Origin of the sequence: Neptunicella marina (assembly GCF_014270035.1) — a bacterium.
Lineage (GTDB): Bacteria > Pseudomonadota > Gammaproteobacteria > Enterobacterales > Alteromonadaceae > Neptunicella > Neptunicella marina.
The window spans coordinates 59,634-79,032 of record NZ_JACNEP010000003.1 but is presented as its reverse complement, the minus strand read 5'-3'; the positions used below and the strand labels follow the sequence as shown (position 1 = coordinate 79,032).

The 19,399-nt window shown below is 43.7% G+C and carries 23 protein-coding genes; 9 read left to right on the top strand and 14 right to left on the bottom strand.

Annotation, left to right across the window (positions count from 1 at the left end):
- Positions 1 to 250 precede the first annotated feature (250 nt).
- The gene (locus H8B19_RS04950; protein WP_186505689.1) at positions 251 to 1,216 is read right to left on the bottom strand and encodes a formylglycine-generating enzyme family protein; all 966 of its coding nucleotides are present in this window, start codon (positions 1,214 to 1,216) and stop codon (positions 251 to 253) included.
- A 229-nt stretch (positions 1,217 to 1,445) separates the two neighbouring features.
- Here H8B19_RS04950 and H8B19_RS04945 point away from each other — a divergent pair, with 229 nt between their 5' ends.
- The 4 genes from H8B19_RS04945 (at position 1,446) to H8B19_RS04930 (ending at position 4,071) form a co-directional block, all read left to right on the top strand.
- A complete protein-coding gene (locus H8B19_RS04945; RefSeq protein WP_186505688.1) occupies positions 1,446 to 2,354 on the top strand; it encodes an AEC family transporter in 909 nt (302 codons plus the stop codon).
- A gap of 237 nt (positions 2,355 to 2,591) precedes the next feature.
- Positions 2,592 to 2,798 (top strand): ParD-like family protein, encoded by a 207-nt coding sequence (locus H8B19_RS04940; RefSeq protein ID WP_186505687.1) that lies wholly within the window; start codon positions 2,592 to 2,594, stop codon positions 2,796 to 2,798.
- The gene (gene map, locus H8B19_RS04935) at positions 2,791 to 3,570 is read left to right on the top strand and encodes a type I methionyl aminopeptidase (protein ID WP_186505686.1); all 780 of its coding nucleotides are present in this window, start codon (positions 2,791 to 2,793) and stop codon (positions 3,568 to 3,570) included. The genes H8B19_RS04940 and map overlap by 8 nt, the downstream gene beginning before the upstream one ends.
- 105 nt (positions 3,571 to 3,675) lie before the next feature.
- Positions 3,676 to 4,071, top strand: coding sequence for a hypothetical protein (locus tag H8B19_RS04930; protein WP_186505685.1), 396 nt, complete (start codon positions 3,676 to 3,678; stop codon positions 4,069 to 4,071).
- A gap of 9 nt (positions 4,072 to 4,080) precedes the next feature.
- On the opposite strand, the gene H8B19_RS04925 is transcribed toward H8B19_RS04930, so the two are convergent.
- Positions 4,081 to 4,371, bottom strand: a complete 291-nt coding sequence (locus H8B19_RS04925) for a YciI family protein (RefSeq protein ID WP_186505684.1) — start codon at positions 4,369 to 4,371, stop codon at positions 4,081 to 4,083.
- 93 nt (positions 4,372 to 4,464) lie between these two features.
- Between H8B19_RS04925 and H8B19_RS04920 the strand changes: the two genes are divergently transcribed.
- On the top strand, positions 4,465 to 4,797 hold the full coding sequence (locus H8B19_RS04920) for a winged helix-turn-helix transcriptional regulator (protein ID WP_186505683.1): 333 nt from the start codon (positions 4,465 to 4,467) through the stop codon (positions 4,795 to 4,797).
- Between the two features lie 33 nt (positions 4,798 to 4,830).
- Here H8B19_RS04920 and H8B19_RS04915 read toward each other — a convergent pair whose 3' ends face one another.
- The 3 genes from H8B19_RS04915 to H8B19_RS04905 all read right to left on the bottom strand — a co-directional run bounded on the left by H8B19_RS04915 (position 4,831) and on the right by H8B19_RS04905 (position 6,811).
- Complete coding sequence (locus H8B19_RS04915; protein ID WP_186505682.1) at positions 4,831 to 5,322, bottom strand: DUF6622 family protein; 492 nt, start codon at positions 5,320 to 5,322, stop codon at positions 4,831 to 4,833.
- 87 nt (positions 5,323 to 5,409) lie between these two features.
- On the bottom strand, positions 5,410 to 5,898 hold the full coding sequence (locus tag H8B19_RS04910; protein WP_186505681.1) for an arsinothricin resistance N-acetyltransferase ArsN1 family B: 489 nt from the start codon (positions 5,896 to 5,898) through the stop codon (positions 5,410 to 5,412).
- 40 nt (positions 5,899 to 5,938) lie between these two features.
- Positions 5,939 to 6,811, bottom strand: coding sequence for a LysR substrate-binding domain-containing protein (locus tag H8B19_RS04905; protein ID WP_186505680.1), 873 nt, complete (start codon positions 6,809 to 6,811; stop codon positions 5,939 to 5,941).
- Positions 6,812 to 6,941: 130 nt separating this feature from the next.
- Here H8B19_RS04905 and H8B19_RS04900 point away from each other — a divergent pair, with 130 nt between their 5' ends.
- The gene (locus tag H8B19_RS04900; RefSeq protein WP_186505679.1) at positions 6,942 to 8,090 is read left to right on the top strand and encodes an S-(hydroxymethyl)glutathione dehydrogenase/class III alcohol dehydrogenase; all 1,149 of its coding nucleotides are present in this window, start codon (positions 6,942 to 6,944) and stop codon (positions 8,088 to 8,090) included.
- 67 nt (positions 8,091 to 8,157) lie between these two features.
- Here the strand turns inward: H8B19_RS04900 and H8B19_RS04895 are convergent, their stop codons facing one another.
- The 8 genes from H8B19_RS04895 to H8B19_RS04860 form a co-directional block, all read right to left on the bottom strand.
- The gene (locus H8B19_RS04895) at positions 8,158 to 8,961 is read right to left on the bottom strand and encodes a PEP-CTERM sorting domain-containing protein (protein ID WP_186505678.1); all 804 of its coding nucleotides are present in this window, start codon (positions 8,959 to 8,961) and stop codon (positions 8,158 to 8,160) included.
- 216 nt (positions 8,962 to 9,177) lie between these two features.
- Positions 9,178 to 10,083, bottom strand: a complete 906-nt coding sequence (locus tag H8B19_RS04890; protein ID WP_186505677.1) for an aldo/keto reductase — start codon at positions 10,081 to 10,083, stop codon at positions 9,178 to 9,180.
- A gap of 121 nt (positions 10,084 to 10,204) precedes the next feature.
- Positions 10,205 to 10,507 (bottom strand): type II toxin-antitoxin system RelE/ParE family toxin, encoded by a 303-nt coding sequence (locus tag H8B19_RS04885; protein WP_186505676.1) that lies wholly within the window; start codon positions 10,505 to 10,507, stop codon positions 10,205 to 10,207.
- Positions 10,504 to 10,746 (bottom strand): type II toxin-antitoxin system ParD family antitoxin, encoded by a 243-nt coding sequence (locus tag H8B19_RS04880; RefSeq protein ID WP_186505675.1) that lies wholly within the window; start codon positions 10,744 to 10,746, stop codon positions 10,504 to 10,506. The genes H8B19_RS04885 and H8B19_RS04880 overlap by 4 nt, the downstream gene beginning before the upstream one ends.
- Before the next feature lie 855 nt (positions 10,747 to 11,601).
- On the bottom strand, positions 11,602 to 12,588 hold the full coding sequence (locus H8B19_RS04875; protein ID WP_186505674.1) for a hypothetical protein: 987 nt from the start codon (positions 12,586 to 12,588) through the stop codon (positions 11,602 to 11,604).
- A gap of 110 nt (positions 12,589 to 12,698) precedes the next feature.
- The gene (locus tag H8B19_RS04870; protein WP_186505673.1) at positions 12,699 to 13,928 is read right to left on the bottom strand and encodes an ABC transporter permease; all 1,230 of its coding nucleotides are present in this window, start codon (positions 13,926 to 13,928) and stop codon (positions 12,699 to 12,701) included.
- Positions 13,925 to 14,644, bottom strand: coding sequence for an ABC transporter ATP-binding protein (locus H8B19_RS04865; RefSeq protein WP_186505672.1), 720 nt, complete (start codon positions 14,642 to 14,644; stop codon positions 13,925 to 13,927). The genes H8B19_RS04870 and H8B19_RS04865 overlap by 4 nt, the downstream gene beginning before the upstream one ends.
- Positions 14,644 to 16,116 carry an efflux RND transporter periplasmic adaptor subunit gene (locus tag H8B19_RS04860; RefSeq protein WP_186505671.1) on the bottom strand — a complete coding sequence of 491 codons (1,473 nt, stop codon included), beginning with the start codon at positions 16,114 to 16,116 and terminating at the stop codon, positions 14,644 to 14,646. The genes H8B19_RS04865 and H8B19_RS04860 overlap by 1 nt, the downstream gene beginning before the upstream one ends.
- Positions 16,117 to 16,316: 200 nt before the next feature.
- Between H8B19_RS04860 and H8B19_RS04855 the strand changes: the two genes are divergently transcribed.
- The 3 genes from H8B19_RS04855 to H8B19_RS04845 all read left to right on the top strand — a co-directional run bounded on the left by H8B19_RS04855 (position 16,317) and on the right by H8B19_RS04845 (position 18,558).
- On the top strand, positions 16,317 to 17,402 hold the full coding sequence (locus tag H8B19_RS04855) for a Gfo/Idh/MocA family protein (protein WP_186505670.1): 1,086 nt from the start codon (positions 16,317 to 16,319) through the stop codon (positions 17,400 to 17,402).
- Between the two features lie 123 nt (positions 17,403 to 17,525).
- Complete coding sequence (locus tag H8B19_RS04850) at positions 17,526 to 17,858, top strand: hypothetical protein (protein WP_186505669.1); 333 nt, start codon at positions 17,526 to 17,528, stop codon at positions 17,856 to 17,858.
- Between the two features lie 121 nt (positions 17,859 to 17,979).
- Positions 17,980 to 18,558 carry a DUF2726 domain-containing protein gene (locus H8B19_RS04845; protein WP_186505668.1) on the top strand — a complete coding sequence of 193 codons (579 nt, stop codon included), beginning with the start codon at positions 17,980 to 17,982 and terminating at the stop codon, positions 18,556 to 18,558.
- A 57-nt stretch (positions 18,559 to 18,615) separates the two neighbouring features.
- On the opposite strand, the gene H8B19_RS04840 is transcribed toward H8B19_RS04845, so the two are convergent.
- Positions 18,616 to 19,257, bottom strand: a complete 642-nt coding sequence (locus H8B19_RS04840; protein ID WP_186505667.1) for a DUF1707 and DUF2154 domain-containing protein — start codon at positions 19,255 to 19,257, stop codon at positions 18,616 to 18,618.
- Positions 19,258 to 19,399 lie beyond the last annotated feature (142 nt).

Below are 19,399 nucleotides of genomic sequence, written 5' to 3'. Positions count from 1 at the left end.
TTTTGAAGTTTCTTCGCACAAAAAAGGAACTCAACAGATCACAAGCAATAAACAAACCATAATAATTAATTCATATATTTCAATTAGTTAAATAAAAAACAGAAACTTTGGAGACAAGAAATGTAAAAAAAACAGACATTACCCAAACTGAAGGTTAACTAAGAAGAACAGTTAAAAGTAGGAAGATTTTATGTGTAAACAAACATAACCTTGCCAAATTTATAGCAAGGTTATGTAAGAAGATTATTACTCAGTTGTTTGAGTTATTGCTTAAGGCCACACGGAATCCAACGTGATATACCCTAAACGCATGTGGTATCGAAGAGCGGTGTGCAGCGGTAACTTTATTCAGTGGCGACATAAAATCATTGCCGCGAAGCGCGCGGAATTTGCAGGTTTTACCTTCTGGCGCCTGTCGCGCACTACCATCAGATGGAGCACCCTGGTAATTGCCAAACCAACAATCTTCAACCCATTCCAAAACATTACTGTCCATATCAAATAATCCAATGGGATTAGCAGCAAATTTACCAACCGGCGACGTTGTTACATATCCATCATCACATAAAGCTGCGGTCTGCCCTTCTAATCCATAGGCATGTTGCTGCGATTGATCAGCAAAATTAAAAAATTCACAGGCATTATCTTTGTCGGTTAAAAAGGTGGCGCGGGTGCTACCTGCGCGCTGAGCATATTCAAATTCACTTTCTGTGGGCAAACGAAAATTTTTGCCAATCGCGGTACTTAACCAGCTCACATAGGCTTGGGCATCATCCCAACTCACGCATACAACTGGATGTGTTGGCTGCTGGCCAAATCCAGGATTCTTCCACGAGGTTCCTTCCCGCCAACCGGCATCATTTTGCTTGGCTATTGAGCGAACAAAACAACCTTTGGCTTCATTTGTTCCCACTCTGGCGTTGCGTTCAGCATCGGTGACATAACCAGTCTGCTGCACAAAATAGGCAAACTGCTCAACAGTAACTTCATGACTGGATAAATAAAAATCGCTGACTTTTACCTGATGCAGAGGTGAAGTACGTTTATTATGTGCGGCGTCTTGCTCATCGGTCCCCTGCATAAAACTCCCGCCCTTTACCAACACCATATCGGGCAAAGAATTTTCTGAAAATGCCACTGCATTGCTGATCATGCCCAAGCCAGATATAACCAGTCCTGTCGATATAAGTGCCGAAGCCAGCCAGTTCTTTTTCATTTGTTATTCCTGCCGAAAGCCAATCCATAAAATTGGCGTAATGGTGCCGTGCCAGCGCAAAGTTTTACAGGCCGTTCGTCCTTTCAATCAGTGTATTCATCACTCAGTTTCTTCTAAATAACAACCGGGGAAAACAGCAATAACCAAGATGCCACAACACTTTAAGACAAATTTCGCGCATAATGGGACAATCCTGATTGTTTTGAATTGGTTGCCGGAGTTCGAATAAGTGGAAAATTTCTATCTCATCCTGTTGTATTTATCGATTGGCTTAATCTTTAAACGTCTGTCGATATTGCCGGATAACAGCGCCATGGTGCTTAATCATTTTGTGCTCTATATCAGTTTGCCGGCGCTGATTCTGCAGAAAATACCTTCGCTAACATTTTCGACAGCGCTGCTCATTCCACTGCTGACTCCCTGGCTATTGTTGATTGCAATTGCCCTGTTAGTGTTACTGATTGGAAAACAACTGGCCTGGCCCAGGCAAGTCACTGGCGCTTTGTTGATTGTATTACCGTTGGGCAATACCTCGTTTTTAGGCTTCCCCATCATTCAGGGGTTTTATGGTGACGTCGGCCTGTCGTATGCAGTGATATATGACCAACTCGGTACTTTTCTGGGACTTTCTACTTACGCGACTGTTATTGCCGCACTTTATGGCAGCCACACCCGCACTCTCAAACTCAGTCATTTAATCACACGTATTCTGACCTTTCCGGCTTTTGTTTCTTTAATTGTGGCGCTAATCATTAAAGATATGCACTACCCACCTTTAATGCGACTGGTGGTAGATAATCTTGCACTGACATTGGTACCGGTAATTATGATTGCGGTGGGGCTTAACCTTAATTTCCGCCTGCCCAGTGAGCTTAAATTACCCTTTTTTATCGGCTTATTTATCAAACTGATCTTAATGCCTGTACTTGTATATATGGGTTTAAACGCAGCAGGCCAGGATGGATTAGCGGTAACCGTAAGTGTGTTTTGCGCTGCGATGCCACCTATGATATCAGCTGGCGCACTGGCGATATCAGCCAATTTAGCGCCCAAACTGGTAAGTGCATTAGTCGGTTATGGTTTATTGCTGAGTCTGGCGACTTTACCCAGCTATCATTGGTTGCTGGCGCTGCTATAGCGCCAGCATCTGATGTCAGGACACCATCTGCGACCATCATCCGGGCAACTGATTTTTATTATCATTATCTTTTTATTCTACAGCTTCTCTTCGCTACGCATTAATTCATGAATGTCAGCCACAACTGAATCATTCAATTAACTGCATTTTCGTTTTAAAACGGGTGCTTTTAAAAGAACCTGACAAAGCATACAATATGCTACATATTGCTATATAAAACTACATATTGGATTAACTATGGGTATTGTCAAAATATCAGATGAGCTGCACGAGGAAGTGCGTAAAAACAGCGCAGTAATGGAACGTTCCATTAATTCACAAGCTGAGTTTTGGATCAAAATCGGTCGCTTAGCTGAACAAAATCCCCAATTAACCTACGAACAGATTTTGGAGCGGGAAATGCGCCAGCAAAATGTCACCAAGGTGCGCTTGGTTAATGAATAACATTACCATTAAAAACGCGGCAGAAATTGAATTAATGCGCGAATCAGGCCGTTTGCTGGCAAGTGTCTTCAAATATTTGGATCCACTTATCGAGGCAGGCATTTCTACCATGCAAATTAATGACTGGGTAGAAGACTACATTGTTAACACCTTAAATGCGCGCCCCGCCAGTAAAGGCCAGTACGATTACCAATATGTGCTTAACTCATCCGTCAATGAAGTGGTATGCCACGGCGTGCCCAGCCCGGCTAAAAAACTGAAGAATGGTGACATAGTTAATATCGATATTACGCTTGAAAAGAATGGGTTTATCGCTGACAGCAGCAAAATGTACTGTATTGGCAAGGTGTCTCCGCTTGCCAAAAAGCTGGTCGACGAAACCTACCAGGCAATGTGGCACGGCATTAAAACCGTAAAACCTGGCGCAACAATCGGTGATATTGGTTACGCTATCCAACGTTATGCTGAATCACAGGGATTTAGTGTCGTGCGCGAATATTGCGGGCACGGCATTGGCCGTGAAATGCATGAAGATCCGCAAATATTACATGTTGGCAGACCGGGAGAAGGTGTTAGGTTACAACCCGGAATGACGTTTACCATTGAACCCATGATCAATCAGGGCACGCACAAAACCAAACAGAAAAAAGATGGCTGGACAGTCATCACCCGCGATAAAAAACTATCTGCGCAATGGGAACACACTATCTTAGTGACTGAAGATGGTTTTGAAGTGTTAACATTGCGAGACGAAGAAATGACAACAGGTTAGCGGCAGCAAATATTCAGCTTATCCTCATATCAACAAGGGCAGGAAAGAGCGATGTTTTATAAAACCTAAACTATGCTTATATCAGCAAACATTTTAGGTTAATAAATGATGCAATTTCAGGAACATGGCCAATTTAAACTGACAATCGAAGATCGAATTGTCGTGGTGGATGCCGAGGGGCCTTTTGATGTTTTGTTATTTAAGCGTTATGACCATGAAATGCATCAGGCAATTGAACATTTCAACAATCAGCGTTGGGCCAATATTGCCGTTTTACATGGATTGACCATTTTTATTCCCGATGTCTTTACCCTTCTAAATGAACATCTTAACTGGCGCATACAAAATAACTTCGTCGCCGAAGCACTGGTTTTAGTTGAGCCGGAAGGCGCTAATATCCTCGAATCTCAACTGCATGAGGTTTACCATCGACTTAAAATTGATTTTCAGTATTTTGACAGCGTGCCCGCTGCCAGAGAGTGGGCAACCAGCAAGTTTTAATCGGTCGCTTTATCCTAAAAGTAGTGGCGCAAATGCATCTGAGGCCATTACCGGTTCAAATTCTTTAATTGTATAAATGGCTGCACCTTGTTTGATAAAAGGATCGCTATCTAAAACCTGTACCAGTTCTTCCTGATTAGTATGCTTAGAAATGATAAAACCACCGGTTCTTGGTACTTTTCGCCCACCAAAAGCCAACTGCCCTTTTGCATATTCCTGTGCTAAATAAGCTTTATGTAACTCTGTTAATTCAGGCGTTACTTTGCTCATGTCGCTAAAATGCATATCCACTAAAAACATATTTTCCTCGCAATTTTTGATTATCTAAGTAAAGTGCTACTCATTTCGAAGCGGCAATATGATAGTATCGCTACTAATTTAGAAGCGCAATATATGAATACACCTTTACCTAATAAATCAGTACGAGGATCAGATTCTGGTATCGCCATTATGGCGGTATTTGATTTACTCGGTCGAAAATGGAATATGCGAATACTATGGCAATTGCGCCAGGGCGCGCTGAGCTTTCGAGGGCTACAACAAAGTTGTGATGGCATGTCGCCCTCGGTTTTAAATAGCCGGATTAAACAGCTAAACGAAGCTAAGTTGCTGCAAACAACGGAACAAGGTTACCAACTCACGGCACTAGGCATGACTTTGATGGATAAACTTGATCCGCTGCGCGGCTGGGCATCGGAATGGGAAGAGGTATTAAAACAGCAATAATCCCTGTACTAATTGTTTTCATCCTGGTGTTATTTATATTTGATGTTTAACCCGATACACGGATAACGCCCGGGCAAAAAACACGCCGCTAAATGCGCCATACAAAACGCTTAATCCAAATTTAATCAGTGGCAATTGCAGTACCTCTGGCGATGTGGCCGACATCACCCCGACCACATATTTGCACAAGAAAATCGCCATAATAAACAGCCCGGGGACCCAGCTACCGGGAATAACATAAACCTTCTGCGCTGGCTCGTATTTGGCGCCAGTTACCGCAAACGTTGTTTGCGCAATTAGAGTCACTGCCACTAAGCCCGCAAGCCATAAACCAATTGGCAACAATGTATAGCCGAAACTGGATACCAAACCAAAAAACGATAAAAACAACATGCCAACTGGCAAAATAAAAATGACGGCTTGCTTCACCTGACGGGTTTTACTTTGCTGCCAGCTCAGATACAGCAAAAATCCAAACAATCCAAATACCCACACGGGTGTGTGCGACAAAATTTGCAACAACATCAATAACTTCCAGGTTTGTTTAATCCATGGCTATGGTAACTGTCCGGAGGTGAAAAAGAGAACAAAAACAATCAATTATTTAGCATTTCATAACTGACACTGCCAGTACCCCACATCCAACCATTGATTGAATTTATATCCGACCTGTTCAAACTGACCCATTTTTTTCATGCCCAGTTTTTCATGCAAGGCAATACTGGCATCGTTAGGTAACGTGATTCCTCCAATCGCAGTATGAATACCGCCATGCTTAAGTGCACTAAACAGTGCCTGATATAACAAAGTACCAAGCCCCTGACCTTTAGCTTTGTCAGCCAGATACACTGTAGTTTCCACTGAAAAACGGTATGCACTGCGGGTTTTCCAGGGAGATGCGTAAGCATAACCCAGAACTTCGTCTTCAATTTCCAGCACCAGCCACGGTAAACCAGCCTGTTGCACTTGTTGTACACGTAACCAGATATCTGCCGCTGTCACCGGCATTTCCTCGAAGGTGACTGTCGTGTGTTCAACATAATGGTTGTAGATTTGTGCCACTGCGGCACAATCCTGCTTATTTACTGCCCTGATTATCATTGTTATACCTGCTTATCATTTCTCAACATTGACAACCCTATCACTTCGCGAATTGTTGCGACAAAAACTCAATCAGTAACCGCACCTTTAATGACAGCTGGCGGCTTTGTGCATAAACCGCCCAGATCCCCTCGGGTGCCACCCGATAGTTCGACAGCACTTCCTGCAATTCGCCGGATTGCAATTTAGGCTCGACGTAATAATCGGGCAATTGCACGATCCCCAGCCCTTGCGTGGCCGCATCCAATAAAGCGATACCACCATTACATTTTAACCGGCCTGACACCTTAACCTGCTTTTCCTGACCATCGGCACTAAATCGCCAGTGCTCAACCGAACCAAGCAAGCACTGATGAGATTTAAGATCAGATAATGTTTGTGGCGTGCCATGTTCAGACAAATATGTTGGACTGGCACATACAAACAGCTGACGACTTCCCAGTTTTTTGGCGATTAAACTTGAGCTTTCCAGCACGCCTAATCGCACCGCGACATCGATTCCCGAATCAATTAAATCCAGTTTCTGATTAGATAAAATCAGGTCAATTTTTACCTGTGGGTATTGCTGTAAAAACTGGTTCAGTAGAGGCGCAATATGCTGCTCACCATAGGTTGCGGGCGCGGTGACACGTAACTCGCCTTTGGGCTCAGATTGCATTTGTGTCACCGATAACTCGGCTTGTTCCAGCCCTTCAATTAACAAACGGCATTGCTGAAAATAGGCCTGCCCGGCTTCCGTTAACGCTACCTTGCGCGTTGTACGGTTTAGCAGTTTCACTCCAAGTCGCTCTTCCAATATCACCACCCGTCTGCTTACCTGAGCAACAGATGTGGATAATTTTCTGGCCGCCTTGGTAAAACCACCGGTTTCAGCCACCGCGACAAATTCCGTTACCCCTTCCCAGTTAGCCATTATTTCTCCAACACCATTCCAATTCATTTATTACAAATACGTAATAATTATTTTCATTTTAACCGGATTATCAAATACAGACATATCAAATATAGTGCACGTTTGATTTATAGAAGCTAAGAGAAAACACATGCCACTTAAAATTGAACCGGGACAAACCTCAATTAAATCCAAAGCTGCTGTCGCCTGGGCGGCGGGAGAACCATTAAAAATGGAACAAGTGGATGTTGAGCTACCCAAAAAAGGTGAAGTACTCATTCGTATCGTCGCCACCGGCGTTTGCCATACCGATGCGTTCACCTTATCCGGCGATGATCCCGAAGGCATTTTCCCGTCCATCCTCGGCCATGAAGGTGGCGGTATTGTTGAAATGGTGGGTGAAGGTGTGACCAGTGTCGAAGTGGGCGATCATGTCATTCCCCTTTACACAGCCGAATGTGGCGTATGTAAGTTCTGCACATCCGGCAAAACCAATTTATGTCAGGCAGTACGGGAAACACAGGGTAAAGGTTTGATGCCAGACGGCACCACCCGCTTTTCGATCAATGGTCAGCCAATTTACCACTATATGGGCTGTTCGACGTTTTCTGAATATACCGTGTTGCCTGAAATTTCACTGGCCAAAGTTAATAAAAACGCACCATTAGAAGAAGTCTGTTTACTAGGCTGTGGGGTTACTACCGGCATGGGCGCAGTGCTCAATACAGCCAAAGTGCAATCAGGCGATACAGTAGCGATTTTTGGTCTGGGTGGCATTGGTTTGTCGGCCATTATTGGCGCGCGTATGGCTGGCGCTAAACGCATTATTGGTATTGATATCAACGACAGCAAATTTGATTTAGCCAAACAGCTGGGCGCAACCGATGTTATTAATCCGCAACACTACGATAAACCGATTCAGGACGTGATTGTTGAGATGACAGACGGCGGTGTTGATTTCTCATTTGAATGTATTGGCAATGTCAACGTCATGCGTCAGGCACTTGAGTGCTGTCATAAAGGCTGGGGCGAATCAGTGATCATTGGTGTTGCTGGTGCAGGACAGGAAATCTCAACTCGTCCATTCCAGTTAGTTACTGGACGTGTATGGCGCGGTAGTGCATTTGGTGGCGTAAAAGGTCGTTCTGAATTGCCGGAAATTGTAGAGCGTTATCTGGCTGGCGAATTTGGCTTACAGGAATTTATTACCCATACCATGAGCCTGGATGAGGTGAATACCGCCTTTGATTTAATGCATGAAGGTAAAAGTATTCGCAGCGTAATCCATATGGATAAATAAGCAGCCTACATCACAAAACAAAAAACCTGATCTAACTAATCAGGTTTTTTGCTTTTTAACTGACCAACTATGCTTTAAAGCGACGCACTGCTAATCCAAATAATCCTAACGCCATAACAGCTAATGACGATGGTTCGGGTACATCAGCAACAGCGTATTCATATACTACCTTAGCGCTTAGTCTTACGTTATTGTTGGTATAAGCACCACAATACCCAGTCGTATCACCTTTTAAATTACATGTAACACTTAAACTTTGCTGTTTACTCAGTTGCAGTGCGAAGGTGTCGTTGACGTCACTTTGTACAACCCCACTTGTACCCAGCAGGGCTAACAAATCCCATTCATTATTGTAAGAAGAACTATTTTTATGGGTGTAGTTATCATCTGAACATTCATCGTAAAATCTGGGATCACCATTCCAGCTACGATCTTCAATTTGCGACGTACACGATTCCGATCCAGTAAAGGAATGAGTCATCAACGTCTGACCTTCAAAGCTGGCAGAACTGTTACCACTGAAGGACATAAAAACCGTTTTATTTTGTGAACTAAAGTTAGAGGAACGTTGGAAATCCCAGACATATCCGTGACCGTAAATTGAACTGGTTGAGGTCCAAATCAATTTAGCGCTGACTAACTCGCCTAGAGTGCCGTCAAACTTAGCCAATGTAAAAGAGTCATTAAACCCGTTGGAATAGTTTTTAGGTGCAGTGCCATCGGCAGCATAATGTTGTCTGGAAAGGTTACTGTTGTCATATACTGAGCCCATATATTCAACCGAGATTAACCCAGCATGAGCCACATTAAATAAACAACTTAAAATAACTACCTTAGCCAGTACAACAGCTTTTACATGTTTTAACTGCATAAACAACATCCTATAAGTCTTTAATAAATAATATTATTTTTTTATCTTAAGTCGCTAAAGCAAGAACCGAACCAAAAAATTTATCGTTTATTATCAAAGACTTACTATGACCTGTTTTATTATTTTATATTCCATGTAAAAAAAACTGACACCCTAATGATTATTAACCAATTGATTTTGTTAAATAAAAGTCAAATTTATTTACATTAACTAAAACTAAGACCACTCAGGAAACTGAGTAGTATTTAAATCCAGTTTGGTGATTGCCTGCATATCTGAATCAGATAATTCAAAGTCAAAAATATCCAGGTTTTCCGCGCGGTGTGCATGTTGTGAGCTACGTGGAATAGCCACTACACCGCGCTGGAAGTGCCAGCGTAAACACACCTGCGCATTGGTTTTATTATACTTTTTACCAATCGCGGCCAATGCTTCATCGCTAAACATATTATTGCGCCCTTGGGCAAACGGCGACCAGGCTTCCATCTGAATGCCTTGTTTTTGCAACGATTGATACGACTCCATTTCCTGGAAATAAGCATGGGTTTCAACCTGGTTAATCACCGGTTTTACCCTGGCGTAACTCATCAGCTCTTCCAGCTGTGCCGGCGAGAAATTACTGACGCCAATTGCACGAATTTTACCTTGCTGATGTAACTCTTCCATCGCCTGCCATGACTCTTTTACCTTACCGCGTGGGCGATGGATCAAATACAAATCGAGGTAATCCGTCTGTAACTTTTTCAGCGAGATATTAAAGGCTTGTTTAGTGGATTCGTAACCCGAGTCATCCACCCACAACTTTGAGGTAACAAACAGCTTTTTACGATCGATCCCGCTTTTTTTAATCCCGCGACCAACAAACTCTTCATTCCCATAAATGGTGGCGGTATCTAATAAGCGATAACCCAAATTGATCGCGTCAGCGATGCTATCTACCCCGGCATCATCTTTTAAATACAGGGTACCAAAGCCCAAACGCGGCATTTTCACGCCGTTGTTTAAGGTTACGTCAGGGATGGCAACGGGTGAAGCACCGGCAAAAGCACGTGTCACTGACATTGGCAGTGCAACACCTGCAGCAATCGCCGAGCTGACTTTAAGAAATTTTCTACGGTTCATAATCTTGTTCCTTGCATGATCTTGATATATTTCGCATAAAGTAAGCGCTTACATTATGGTAAAACGCAATTGCGATTTTGCCAACGCTGTTAATGTGAATTATGCAATGCGGGAATTAACGTCAGATGATCAAACGACCAGGATTCACATCCATGCTTTTATGCAAAATTCTGACGATAAGAATGTGCTGCTCACTGGTAACTTTATAAAAAATCACATGGCTGCCTTGCGGAAATTTTCGATAATTTTGTCTGATGTCGTCACAGACTTTACCGAGTTCAGGGTTTTGCGCGAGCAAATTAAATGATGTATCAAACTGTTTTAGATAGTTATTACGCTGTTCCCGCCCCCACTCATGCTGGGTAAAGCGCGCTATCTCTTTTAAATCATGCAATGCCAGCTGAGTTAAACTAAATAAGCTCACTCGGAAAGCTCGGTATCCAACTCGTTCATTAACTGATTGAAGTTATAATCAGCCACTCCGCTTTGTTCACCGGCAATCAACGACTGACGTAATTGATTTAACTTCGTTTCCTGATTTTCCAGTAAACGCAACGCCGAACGGATCACCTCACTGGCTGAACCATAACGACCGCTTTGTATTTGACTGGTAATAAAACTATCAAAGTGATCACCAAGTGTGATGCTGGTATTTTTTGCCACAACCTACCCCTTAGTACCAATATATACCTAATTATGGTACCCAATGGATGTAAGTCAATTAAAGAATTACCAAGCTGAGTTTGTTGATTCTGCGAATCTGACTTGCCAAGGGTTATTGGAGTTTTTGTATTATTGCTACACAACCAACCGCTTGTCATAAACGTTAACCCTGGGCGTCGTGTTAGTGGCAAGCGAAGCTTGGCTAGCCTGCGACTCCGACTTGCCTTGTGAAGGTGAAACTTGTTCGAACGGGAAAACAGGACGTTTTCCCGAGGCGCGTGCCTTGCAAGGATTGCTGCCTCGCGCCGGTTCGATAAAACAAGTTATGCCGGAACAATATTAGCAAATTGGCGGAGTGAAAGACCTTTCGCCTATTTGGGTCTGTCCAAATAGGCTCGCGCCCACGGGACTGGGCGTGAAAAAAATCAGGGACGATCGAGGCAGTTTGCTGAAGATGCCGAGTAGTGCTTCGCACTAACCACTTGCCATAAAAGTTAACTCTGGGCGTCGCGTTGGCGACAGCAACCAGAGAGGTTGTGCTGCCGCAACCTCTCTGGACTCACCCGGCACCCCGCACTGTGTCTGTTCAATTTTAAATTCAGGCAATTTTAACAATTTATAACTCTACAAATACAAAAAAGCCCCTGTACAGGGGCTTTTTCAAATAATTAAGGACCAGTTTGTTCATTTCTCATTGTTCATTTCTCCTTCCTAAAAATGTACAACTCCATAAGCTTAACCACATTTTAGGTATGTGGGCCGAAGTTATCAACTATTGTTAACAAATAAAATAATAGCCACCTGTTGTTATGACAATTATTTATCGCCAAAATTCAAAATTTCTCAAGTATTTGACTAAGGACTAATAGTCATATCACTTATAGAAACTTTTTCTCCTGGCTGAGTTGGCCCTACTTCAAATGATTCTTCACCTCCATCGGCTCCCAATACAACTTTTTTCTTAGGGCTGTCTGGAGCAACAATCGATACTTCGAGTTGAACATTGGTTTCATTAACTATGTTAAACACTTGCTTTTCAGTAAATCGCCCCGGGGAAAAACTCAACGCTTTATCAACTCTTTGCCAAGCCCAATTACAAGTTTTATAAACAGCCTCTTCTTGCTCTTTTAACTTTAATTCAAATGAATTTTCATAAACTCTTTTATCTGCGGTTAATTCATGGGCAGTTTTTAAAATTTGTTGGCTTTCTTTCGAGTTATTAAGATCTTTAATGACAACTACATCGATAATTTCCCCCAAAACATCATCATCACACGTCACTTCATCATCAATCTTATAACTAAACTTCATACTCTCAGATACAAAATCGTGATTGTGGTAGATATTTTTTACTATACAGTGGACCTTAGATAGTACTTTGACCGTCTTATGTTTATCGTTGTACTCCCTAATTGCAATAAGACGAGTTGTTTCCGAACTAACACATGCGAGAGACGATATATTCTTAGCAAGGTACTTCCCAAGCTTGGTATCAGAGCTTACACCTGAAAAAATATATTCAATTTTTGTTGATAAATTTTCTTCTTCAGGGCGTTTAAAAGAGATCACCGCAAGGATAAAACCAACCGTAATAAAGAAAATTAAACTATCAAGGGCAGACGCTGCATAAGAAACGACAAAATCACTAGAACTATTATTCACTCTACCAAATAGGCTATCCAGCCAATTAACATCTGTGAAAATAATGTTTGCATAAATTAACGTCAGAAGAACCCATATACCGTAAACAAAAACCCCACAAAACACCAAGAAGCGATGGCGCTTTATGAAACTTCTTCCTACCCCGTTAATTTTCCAGCTAAATTTTCTTACAGAACTCATTTCCCTTGATCCAAATACCAACCCTGTTTATATCTGATTATAAATAATTAAATTTAACAAACAATAAGACAGGTTGCCTGCCTCTATAGCGAGTAAAATTCTGAATTAAATTATTCATATCTCAATGCATCAATCGGTTCCAGCTGCGATGCCTTCAACGCGGGATAATAGCCAAAAAACACCCCAATCAATGCCGAGAAGCCGAGGCTTAAAAACACTACTTGTGTATCAATAACACCACCGGCACCAATGCCGTAGTTGTTTCCTAAAAACACAAACAGATAAGCGATTAATACCCCGATGCCACCACCAGCACCACACAGCACAATCGATTCAATCAGGAACTGGCGCAGAATATCAATCGGTGTTGCGCCTACCGCCATGCGTAAACCAATTTCGCGGGTACGCTCGGTGACCGATACCAGCATAATATTCATAATACCTATGCCGCCTACCACTAAGCTCACCGACGCAACCCAGGCCAGCAGGGTATTAAATACCTGCATGGTTTCGGCGCGGGTGGCGATCATCTCAGAAACATTACGAATACGGAAAGGATCGTCAGCGTTAGCGGGTACTCGCATACGTTGGCGCAGTAGTTCGCGCATTTGCTCTTCAATATAATCCATGTCTTCGCCATCGTAGGCGCTAACCTGAATAAATCGCACCGATTTAGGGTTGGTGGAATCGACACCGGTAATTTTATTGCGCACGGTTTTGATCGGTAAAAAGATCACATCGTCCTGATCTTCACCACGGGCATCCTGACCTTTTTCCGCCAGCACACCAACAACCGTCACATTAAAGTTTTTAACCCGCATGGTCTGGCCAATTGGGTTGCTAATACCAAACAGTTCTTTATGAACACGCTCGCCAATAATCGCCACTTTGGCACCGCTTTGGATTTCCTGCTGAGTGAATTCGCGTCCATCGGCAATCTCCCAGTCACGCACCTGAAAAGAGCGGTTATCAATACCATTAATGCCGGTAGACCAGTTCAGGTTACCGTATATAACCTGGCCGTTTGATGAGAGATAAGGTGCCGCCGCTTCCACACCCGGTACCTGACGTTCAATCAGTCCGGCATCGTCTTCATTAATGCGCACCACTTGTGCGGTACGGGCACCACCGCTGCTGCGGAATGAACCCATTACAAAAAACACGTTGCCACCAAGGGATTTAATTTGATTATCCACTTGCTGCTGCGCACCGGCGCCCATTGCCACCATAATAATGACCGCCGATACGCCAATAATAATACCGAGCATGGTTAAAAAGCTGCGCAGTATGTTTACCCTAAGCGCGGTAATGGCAGTGCGGAATAAAATCAGTAACTTCATACACTGCTCCTTTGGGCAATACGCGGAGAGGCATTGCGTTCATCGGCCACTAACTCGCCGTCACGGAAGGTGAGAGTACGATGAGCAAATTCAGCAATTTCCGGCTCGTGCGTAACCAAAATAATGGTTTTACCTTCGGCATGTAATTCACCAAACAGCGCCATCACATCCATACCGGTCTGGGTATCGAGCGCACCGGTTGGTTCGTCGGCCAGAATCATTAAAGGCTGATTCACCAGCGCGCGGGCAATCGCCACACGTTGCTGCTGACCACCAGATAATTGCGAAGGATGGTGATCCATGCGTGTACCTAAGCCTACCTGTTGCAAACATTTTTCTGCGCGCTGCGGCCACTCATTTTCCGGCACATCGCTATATAAGAGCGGTAAACACACGTTATCCAGCGCACTGGTGCGCGGCAGCAAGTTAAATTGCTGAAACACAAAACCAATGCGGCGGTTACGAATGGCTGCCAGTTCACTTTTGTTTAGCTGCGATACATCCACGCCATCCAGTGAAATATTGCCTTCGCTGGCCACATCCAGACAGCCTAACAGGTTCATCATGGTCGATTTACCCGAGCCGGATGAGCCCATAATCGCCACAAATTCGCCCTGCTCTATGCTTAAGCTCACGCCTTTTAATGCCCAGACTTTTTCCTCACCCATCTGGTACACTTTTTTGGCATCGCGTACTTCGATTAATGGCTTTGGCATTACTGGCTAATCCGTTGTGCGCGCACAATCACGTTGTCACCCGCTTGCAATTGTTCACTGACGATTTCGCTGTTTTCAGTATCCGAAATACCAACCCGCACATTCACTTTATGCGGTTCGCCATCACGTAAAACCCACACCGTGCCGCGCTGCATTCCCTGACCACGGGTTTTGGCAAAACTGCTACGACGCTGATTTTGCATCGCCTGATATTTTTCCATTTGTTCCGGGGTTAAGAAGCTACGTAACTCCCCTTCATTTTGGGCGCGTAATTTTTGCATTTGTTCGCGTATATTGCCCGGAGGGCCCGGCATACTTGAGCGGTTATCACGCATTTCGCGCATTTGCGCCTGCATTTTTTGCATCACGGCTTCGAGCTTTTTCTGTTGGTCGCTATTTAATCCCAATTGCCTGGCCATCTCGGCTGCACGATCGTCCATCGACTGTTGCGCATCGTTATTAGTTGCAGACTCTGGCGGGCTAAAACGCAATGCCGAATTGGCTACTCGCAATACGTCATTACGCTGACCCAAAATAATATCCACGTTGGCCGTCATACCCGGTAACAAAGACAAATCTTTGTTTTCCAGACTGATAATCACTTTATAAGTAACCACGTTATTAGTAACGGTGGCAGCTTTGCGCACCTGCGACACCACCCCATCAAATTTACGATTGGGGAAGGCATCCACTGAAAAACGCACCGGCTGATCCTGTTTAATGCGGCCGATATCAGCTTCATCCACATCGGCTTCGATTTGCATCTTGACCAGATCCTGCGCGATAGAAAACAAGGTAGGCGCAGATAAACTGGCAGATACCGCCTGCCCTTTATCCACCTGGCGATCGATGATAACGCCATTTACCGGCGAGCGAATAAAGGTACGATCTAAATCTAATTTAACCTGCTCGAGCGAGCTTTGTGACTGCATCACCCTTGCTTCGCCAGCAATAATCGCCGCTTTAGCGGTATCGATACTCACTTTAGCCAGCTCATACTGAGTTTCACTAATATCCAGCTCTGAGGCGCTGATCAGGTTTTTATCGCGTAATTCTTTGGTACGTTTAAATTCACGTTCGGCCAATGCTTCTTCGGTTTTAGCTTTGGTTAATGCCGCCTGTAATTGCGCTAGTGACGCTTTGGCCGACGCTAAATCAGCTTCGCTTTGTTTGAGACGCGACTGCACGGTACGGTCATCAATACGAGCGATCACCTGCCCGCTGGTGACTTCATCGTTAAAATCCACATTTAGCTGTGAAATAAGACCGGATAATTCCGAGCCAACATCAACCGTTACAACGGGTGAAATGGTACCGGCGGTATTCACGGTACTTTCGATATTGCCTCTGGTCACAGGTTGAGTGTGATATTTAATGGCTTGTTCAGTGGTACCTGAAGACTGCATCCACCAGTAAATCGCACCAATCACGATCACAGCAACAACCAAGGGTTTAATCAGTGTTTTTTTCATATCAATGTCAGAAAATGAATCAATTAAGACTGACTAAATTAAACCATGAAAACAGCAGGATAACTGTCAGCAATATGTAAATAAATTGCGATGATTTATGACCAAATGTCGCTGAAATACGATGAGTTGCAGCCAAGTAATTTGCAGTTTATTTTTTAACCAGCCAAAGTAGGTGAAAGATAAATGACATGGAGCAAAACATGGCTGGTTTTAATCGACGTCAATTCATTCAACTTTCTGCTGGCACTGCCTTAAGTTCGGCTTTTAGTCGCTTTTCACTGGCGCAGCCCAACAAAAAAGTCGGCGTCGCCTTATTAGGGCTGGGTAATTACAGCGAAAACCTGCTTGCGCCAGCACTACAGCATACAAAATATTGTGAGCTAAGGGGCATAGTGACTGGCAGTCCGCATAAAATTCCCAGGTGGCAACAAAAATACGATATCAAAGACAGCAACATATACAGTTACGACAACCTGCATCAAATTGCCAATAATCCCGAAATAGATGTGGTGTACGTGGTGGTACCCACCGGTTTACATATGCGTTACAGCCTGGCTGCCGCCAACGCAGGTAAACATGTATGGTGTGAAAAACCCATGGCAATGGATGTTGGCCAGTGTGCGCGCATGATTGAAACCTGCAACAAAAACAAAGTAAAACTATGCATTGGCTATCGTATGCAACACGAACCTGTCACTCAGGCGATAAGAGCCTATCATCAGAGCAAACCTTTTGGTGATATTCAGCGTTTTATTAGCGAAGCAGGTTATGCCGGCAATGGCGCGCCGGCTGATTACTGGCGCATGCAAAAAGCCATGGGGGGTGGCGCCATGTACGATATGGGCGTTTATCCGTTAAATGGCGCACGCTATATCAGCGGTCAGGAGCCGGTTGCCGTAACCGCACATCACGAAAAATCCCACCCGGATATATTCAAGGAAGTAGACGAAACCACTTATTTCACGCTGGAATTTACCGACGGACCACAGGCGGAATGCGCCACTAGCGTGGTAAAAGGGTTTAATCAGTTGCAAATGAGCAACCGCAAAGGCTGGTACCGTATCGCACCGATGCAGTCTTACACTGGGGTAAAAGCGGAGAACAGTCTGGGTAAAAAATGGCCAGCTTTTGCCGGAATGCAACAAACGCGGCAAATGGATGACGATGCCTTAGCCATTTTAAATAACACTAAAGTTATGGTGCCTGGCGAAGAAGGTATGCGCGATATTCATATTATCGAAAAGATCTTCGAGGCAGCGAAAAGCGGCAAACGCATGTTAATTTAACCCTTTGAGCCAGATTGAAAATATACCCATGCGCCATTTACAATACCTGTAACAGCATGGCTGTTTATTGCCCCGACACCAGACTCCCTCTATAGTTATATTCTGTCAATTGAGGGGTGAACAATGAAAAATCTGCTAGCCATAGGTAGTCTGTTTATTGCGGCAAACGCGGTGGCAGAATCCGAATGCCCAACTTTATTTTTTAATTTGCCTTTGTACCCACAAGCCAATTATTGCCAGCAGTTTAATGACGCTCCACCGGCAACCCTGACTTACCACGCTAATGCAGGAATGCAGCAAACCGCTGAGTATTACCAAAAGCAATTAGGTAAACCCGGCTCAGACAGCATGTTTAAAGGGCGCCGCGTAATGCAGTTTGATCAGGGCAATACCATTATTGTATTGTCGGTCGATGGTAATGGCACCCAGGTAGATATACTGGTCAAAACCGCCTAAATACCCTTTTTAATTTATTTTTATAAACGTCCCATTTCGCTGGCACTCTCTTTGCATTATCAAATCCATCTGGTTTTCTAAAAGTCAATTTCCCGACTTAATGTGTATTAAAGGGTGGATTATGGATTTGGCAATTGTTCTGCTGATTTTATTGATTGTGGTAGCTGTGGTGGCGTTAAAATTTAATGATCCCGGTCTGGCGTTTCCATTTCGCAAAAAAACTAACCTGTTCACGCCGGTTGAACGCAACTTCCTGAATTTACTCGATGTAGCAGTCGGTAATCAGTACCGTATTATCTGCCGCGTGAAGCTGGCTGACGTCATCACCATTCGCCAGGGCACCGACAAAAAAACATCACGTAATGCGTTAATACGTGCCGGCGCCAAACAACTGGATTTTGTATTGTGTGACAAAAATGACTTAAGCCCGGTAGTGGCGATTGATTTAGTGCACCCCAATGGCAAAGAAGGTTATAAGTCACAACGTGACTGGTTTGTAAGTAGTTCGCTGGAAGCGGCTAAAATTCCGCATATTCGTATCAAAGTAAAATCCGGCTACAAACCGCTGGAAATTCGCCAGTGCATTGAAGGCAAACTGGCATCACTACGTTACAACACCCCTAAAGAACCCATTATTAAAGGTACATTAGGACAAGCGCCTGATAATAAAACCGGTATTCGTCGTCCGGTTGCCGCCTGATATTTTCCTGCAATCTCCAGTTTGTGGCAGCTCAATGAGCTGCCATTTTTTTATCTGTTAGTTGAACAACTGCTTCATCTGCTCAGCAAATGCGACCCATTTTTCTTTTGCACTGCGACGCACTTTAATTTTCACACTACTTAATGCACAAATACCTGATATCACCACAGTCGGTTGATTTACATCCAGTTTTTCACTGTATTCAGAACTAAGACTGCTTAAAATATTTTTACTGCGCACCACTAAATTGGCACCCGGCGGAATATAAATAGTGTCGTCCGACATGATGCTATTAAGCTTAATTTCCACGGTTTTATCGGAAAAACTGGCATCACTTAAATCCAGTTTATTACTGGCCATAACAGACCACAGGGTTAACACTCTGGGCAATACCCAGTTTCCCCGGCGTTCACAGGAACTCAACACTGACACTATGCTGTCGTGTTCCGTTCCTGCATCATCATAAAGCGAAGAGTGCATCGCACGCGCTTTGGTTTGGGTATATTGCTCATCCACGGTTAATGGCAAATCCTCCACCTGTTGCAGAATAACGCTGTGCTGGTCAGACTGATTAATGACATCCAGACGACGTTCAAACGCATCCAGCGAAATTTTTTCGTGGCTGTAATTCATGATCAGCCGGTCGATAGCTTCCTCACGTAATTTTTGAATCGGTCTGTCGTTGATATTGATGTCCATATTATCTCCCGGCGAATAACGTTAATTAAACGATGTGCAAAATACCTGTGACAGAAGCAATCTCAATGCCATCTATTTTTTATAAATTTTTCAATAACTTAAAAATATCATACCCATATAGAATGGTGAATATTCTCGTTAA

Excerpts from the sequence above, each read along its gene's own strand:
- H8B19_RS04950 (WP_186505689.1), bottom strand. The coding sequence starts at position 1,216 with ATGAAAAAGAACTGGCTGGCTTCGGCACTTATATCGACAGGACTGGTT.
- H8B19_RS04940 (WP_186505687.1), top strand. The coding sequence starts at position 2,592 with ATGGGTATTGTCAAAATATCAGATGAGCTGCACGAGGAAGTGCGTAAA.
- map (WP_186505686.1), top strand. The coding sequence starts at position 2,791 with ATGAATAACATTACCATTAAAAACGCGGCAGAAATTGAATTAATGCGC.
- H8B19_RS04930 (WP_186505685.1), top strand. The coding sequence starts at position 3,676 with ATGATGCAATTTCAGGAACATGGCCAATTTAAACTGACAATCGAAGAT.
- H8B19_RS04925 (WP_186505684.1), bottom strand. The coding sequence starts at position 4,371 with ATGTTTTTAGTGGATATGCATTTTAGCGACATGAGCAAAGTAACGCCT.
- H8B19_RS04920 (WP_186505683.1), top strand. The coding sequence starts at position 4,465 with ATGAATACACCTTTACCTAATAAATCAGTACGAGGATCAGATTCTGGT.
- H8B19_RS04915 (WP_186505682.1), bottom strand. The coding sequence starts at position 5,322 with ATGTTGTTGCAAATTTTGTCGCACACACCCGTGTGGGTATTTGGATTG.
- H8B19_RS04910 (WP_186505681.1), bottom strand. The coding sequence starts at position 5,898 with ATGATAATCAGGGCAGTAAATAAGCAGGATTGTGCCGCAGTGGCACAA.
- H8B19_RS04905 (WP_186505680.1), bottom strand. The coding sequence starts at position 6,811 with ATGGCTAACTGGGAAGGGGTAACGGAATTTGTCGCGGTGGCTGAAACC.
- H8B19_RS04900 (WP_186505679.1), top strand. The coding sequence starts at position 6,942 with ATGCCACTTAAAATTGAACCGGGACAAACCTCAATTAAATCCAAAGCT.
- H8B19_RS04895 (WP_186505678.1), bottom strand. The coding sequence starts at position 8,961 with ATGCAGTTAAAACATGTAAAAGCTGTTGTACTGGCTAAGGTAGTTATT.
- H8B19_RS04890 (WP_186505677.1), bottom strand. The coding sequence starts at position 10,083 with ATGAACCGTAGAAAATTTCTTAAAGTCAGCTCGGCGATTGCTGCAGGT.
- H8B19_RS04875 (WP_186505674.1), bottom strand. The coding sequence starts at position 12,588 with ATGAGTTCTGTAAGAAAATTTAGCTGGAAAATTAACGGGGTAGGAAGA.
- H8B19_RS04870 (WP_186505673.1), bottom strand. The coding sequence starts at position 13,928 with ATGAAGTTACTGATTTTATTCCGCACTGCCATTACCGCGCTTAGGGTA.
- H8B19_RS04865 (WP_186505672.1), bottom strand. The coding sequence starts at position 14,644 with ATGCCAAAGCCATTAATCGAAGTACGCGATGCCAAAAAAGTGTACCAG.
- H8B19_RS04860 (WP_186505671.1), bottom strand. The coding sequence starts at position 16,116 with ATGAAAAAAACACTGATTAAACCCTTGGTTGTTGCTGTGATCGTGATT.
- H8B19_RS04855 (WP_186505670.1), top strand. The coding sequence starts at position 16,317 with ATGGCTGGTTTTAATCGACGTCAATTCATTCAACTTTCTGCTGGCACT.
- H8B19_RS04850 (WP_186505669.1), top strand. The coding sequence starts at position 17,526 with ATGAAAAATCTGCTAGCCATAGGTAGTCTGTTTATTGCGGCAAACGCG.
- H8B19_RS04845 (WP_186505668.1), top strand. The coding sequence starts at position 17,980 with ATGGATTTGGCAATTGTTCTGCTGATTTTATTGATTGTGGTAGCTGTG.
- H8B19_RS04840 (WP_186505667.1), bottom strand. The coding sequence starts at position 19,257 with ATGGACATCAATATCAACGACAGACCGATTCAAAAATTACGTGAGGAA.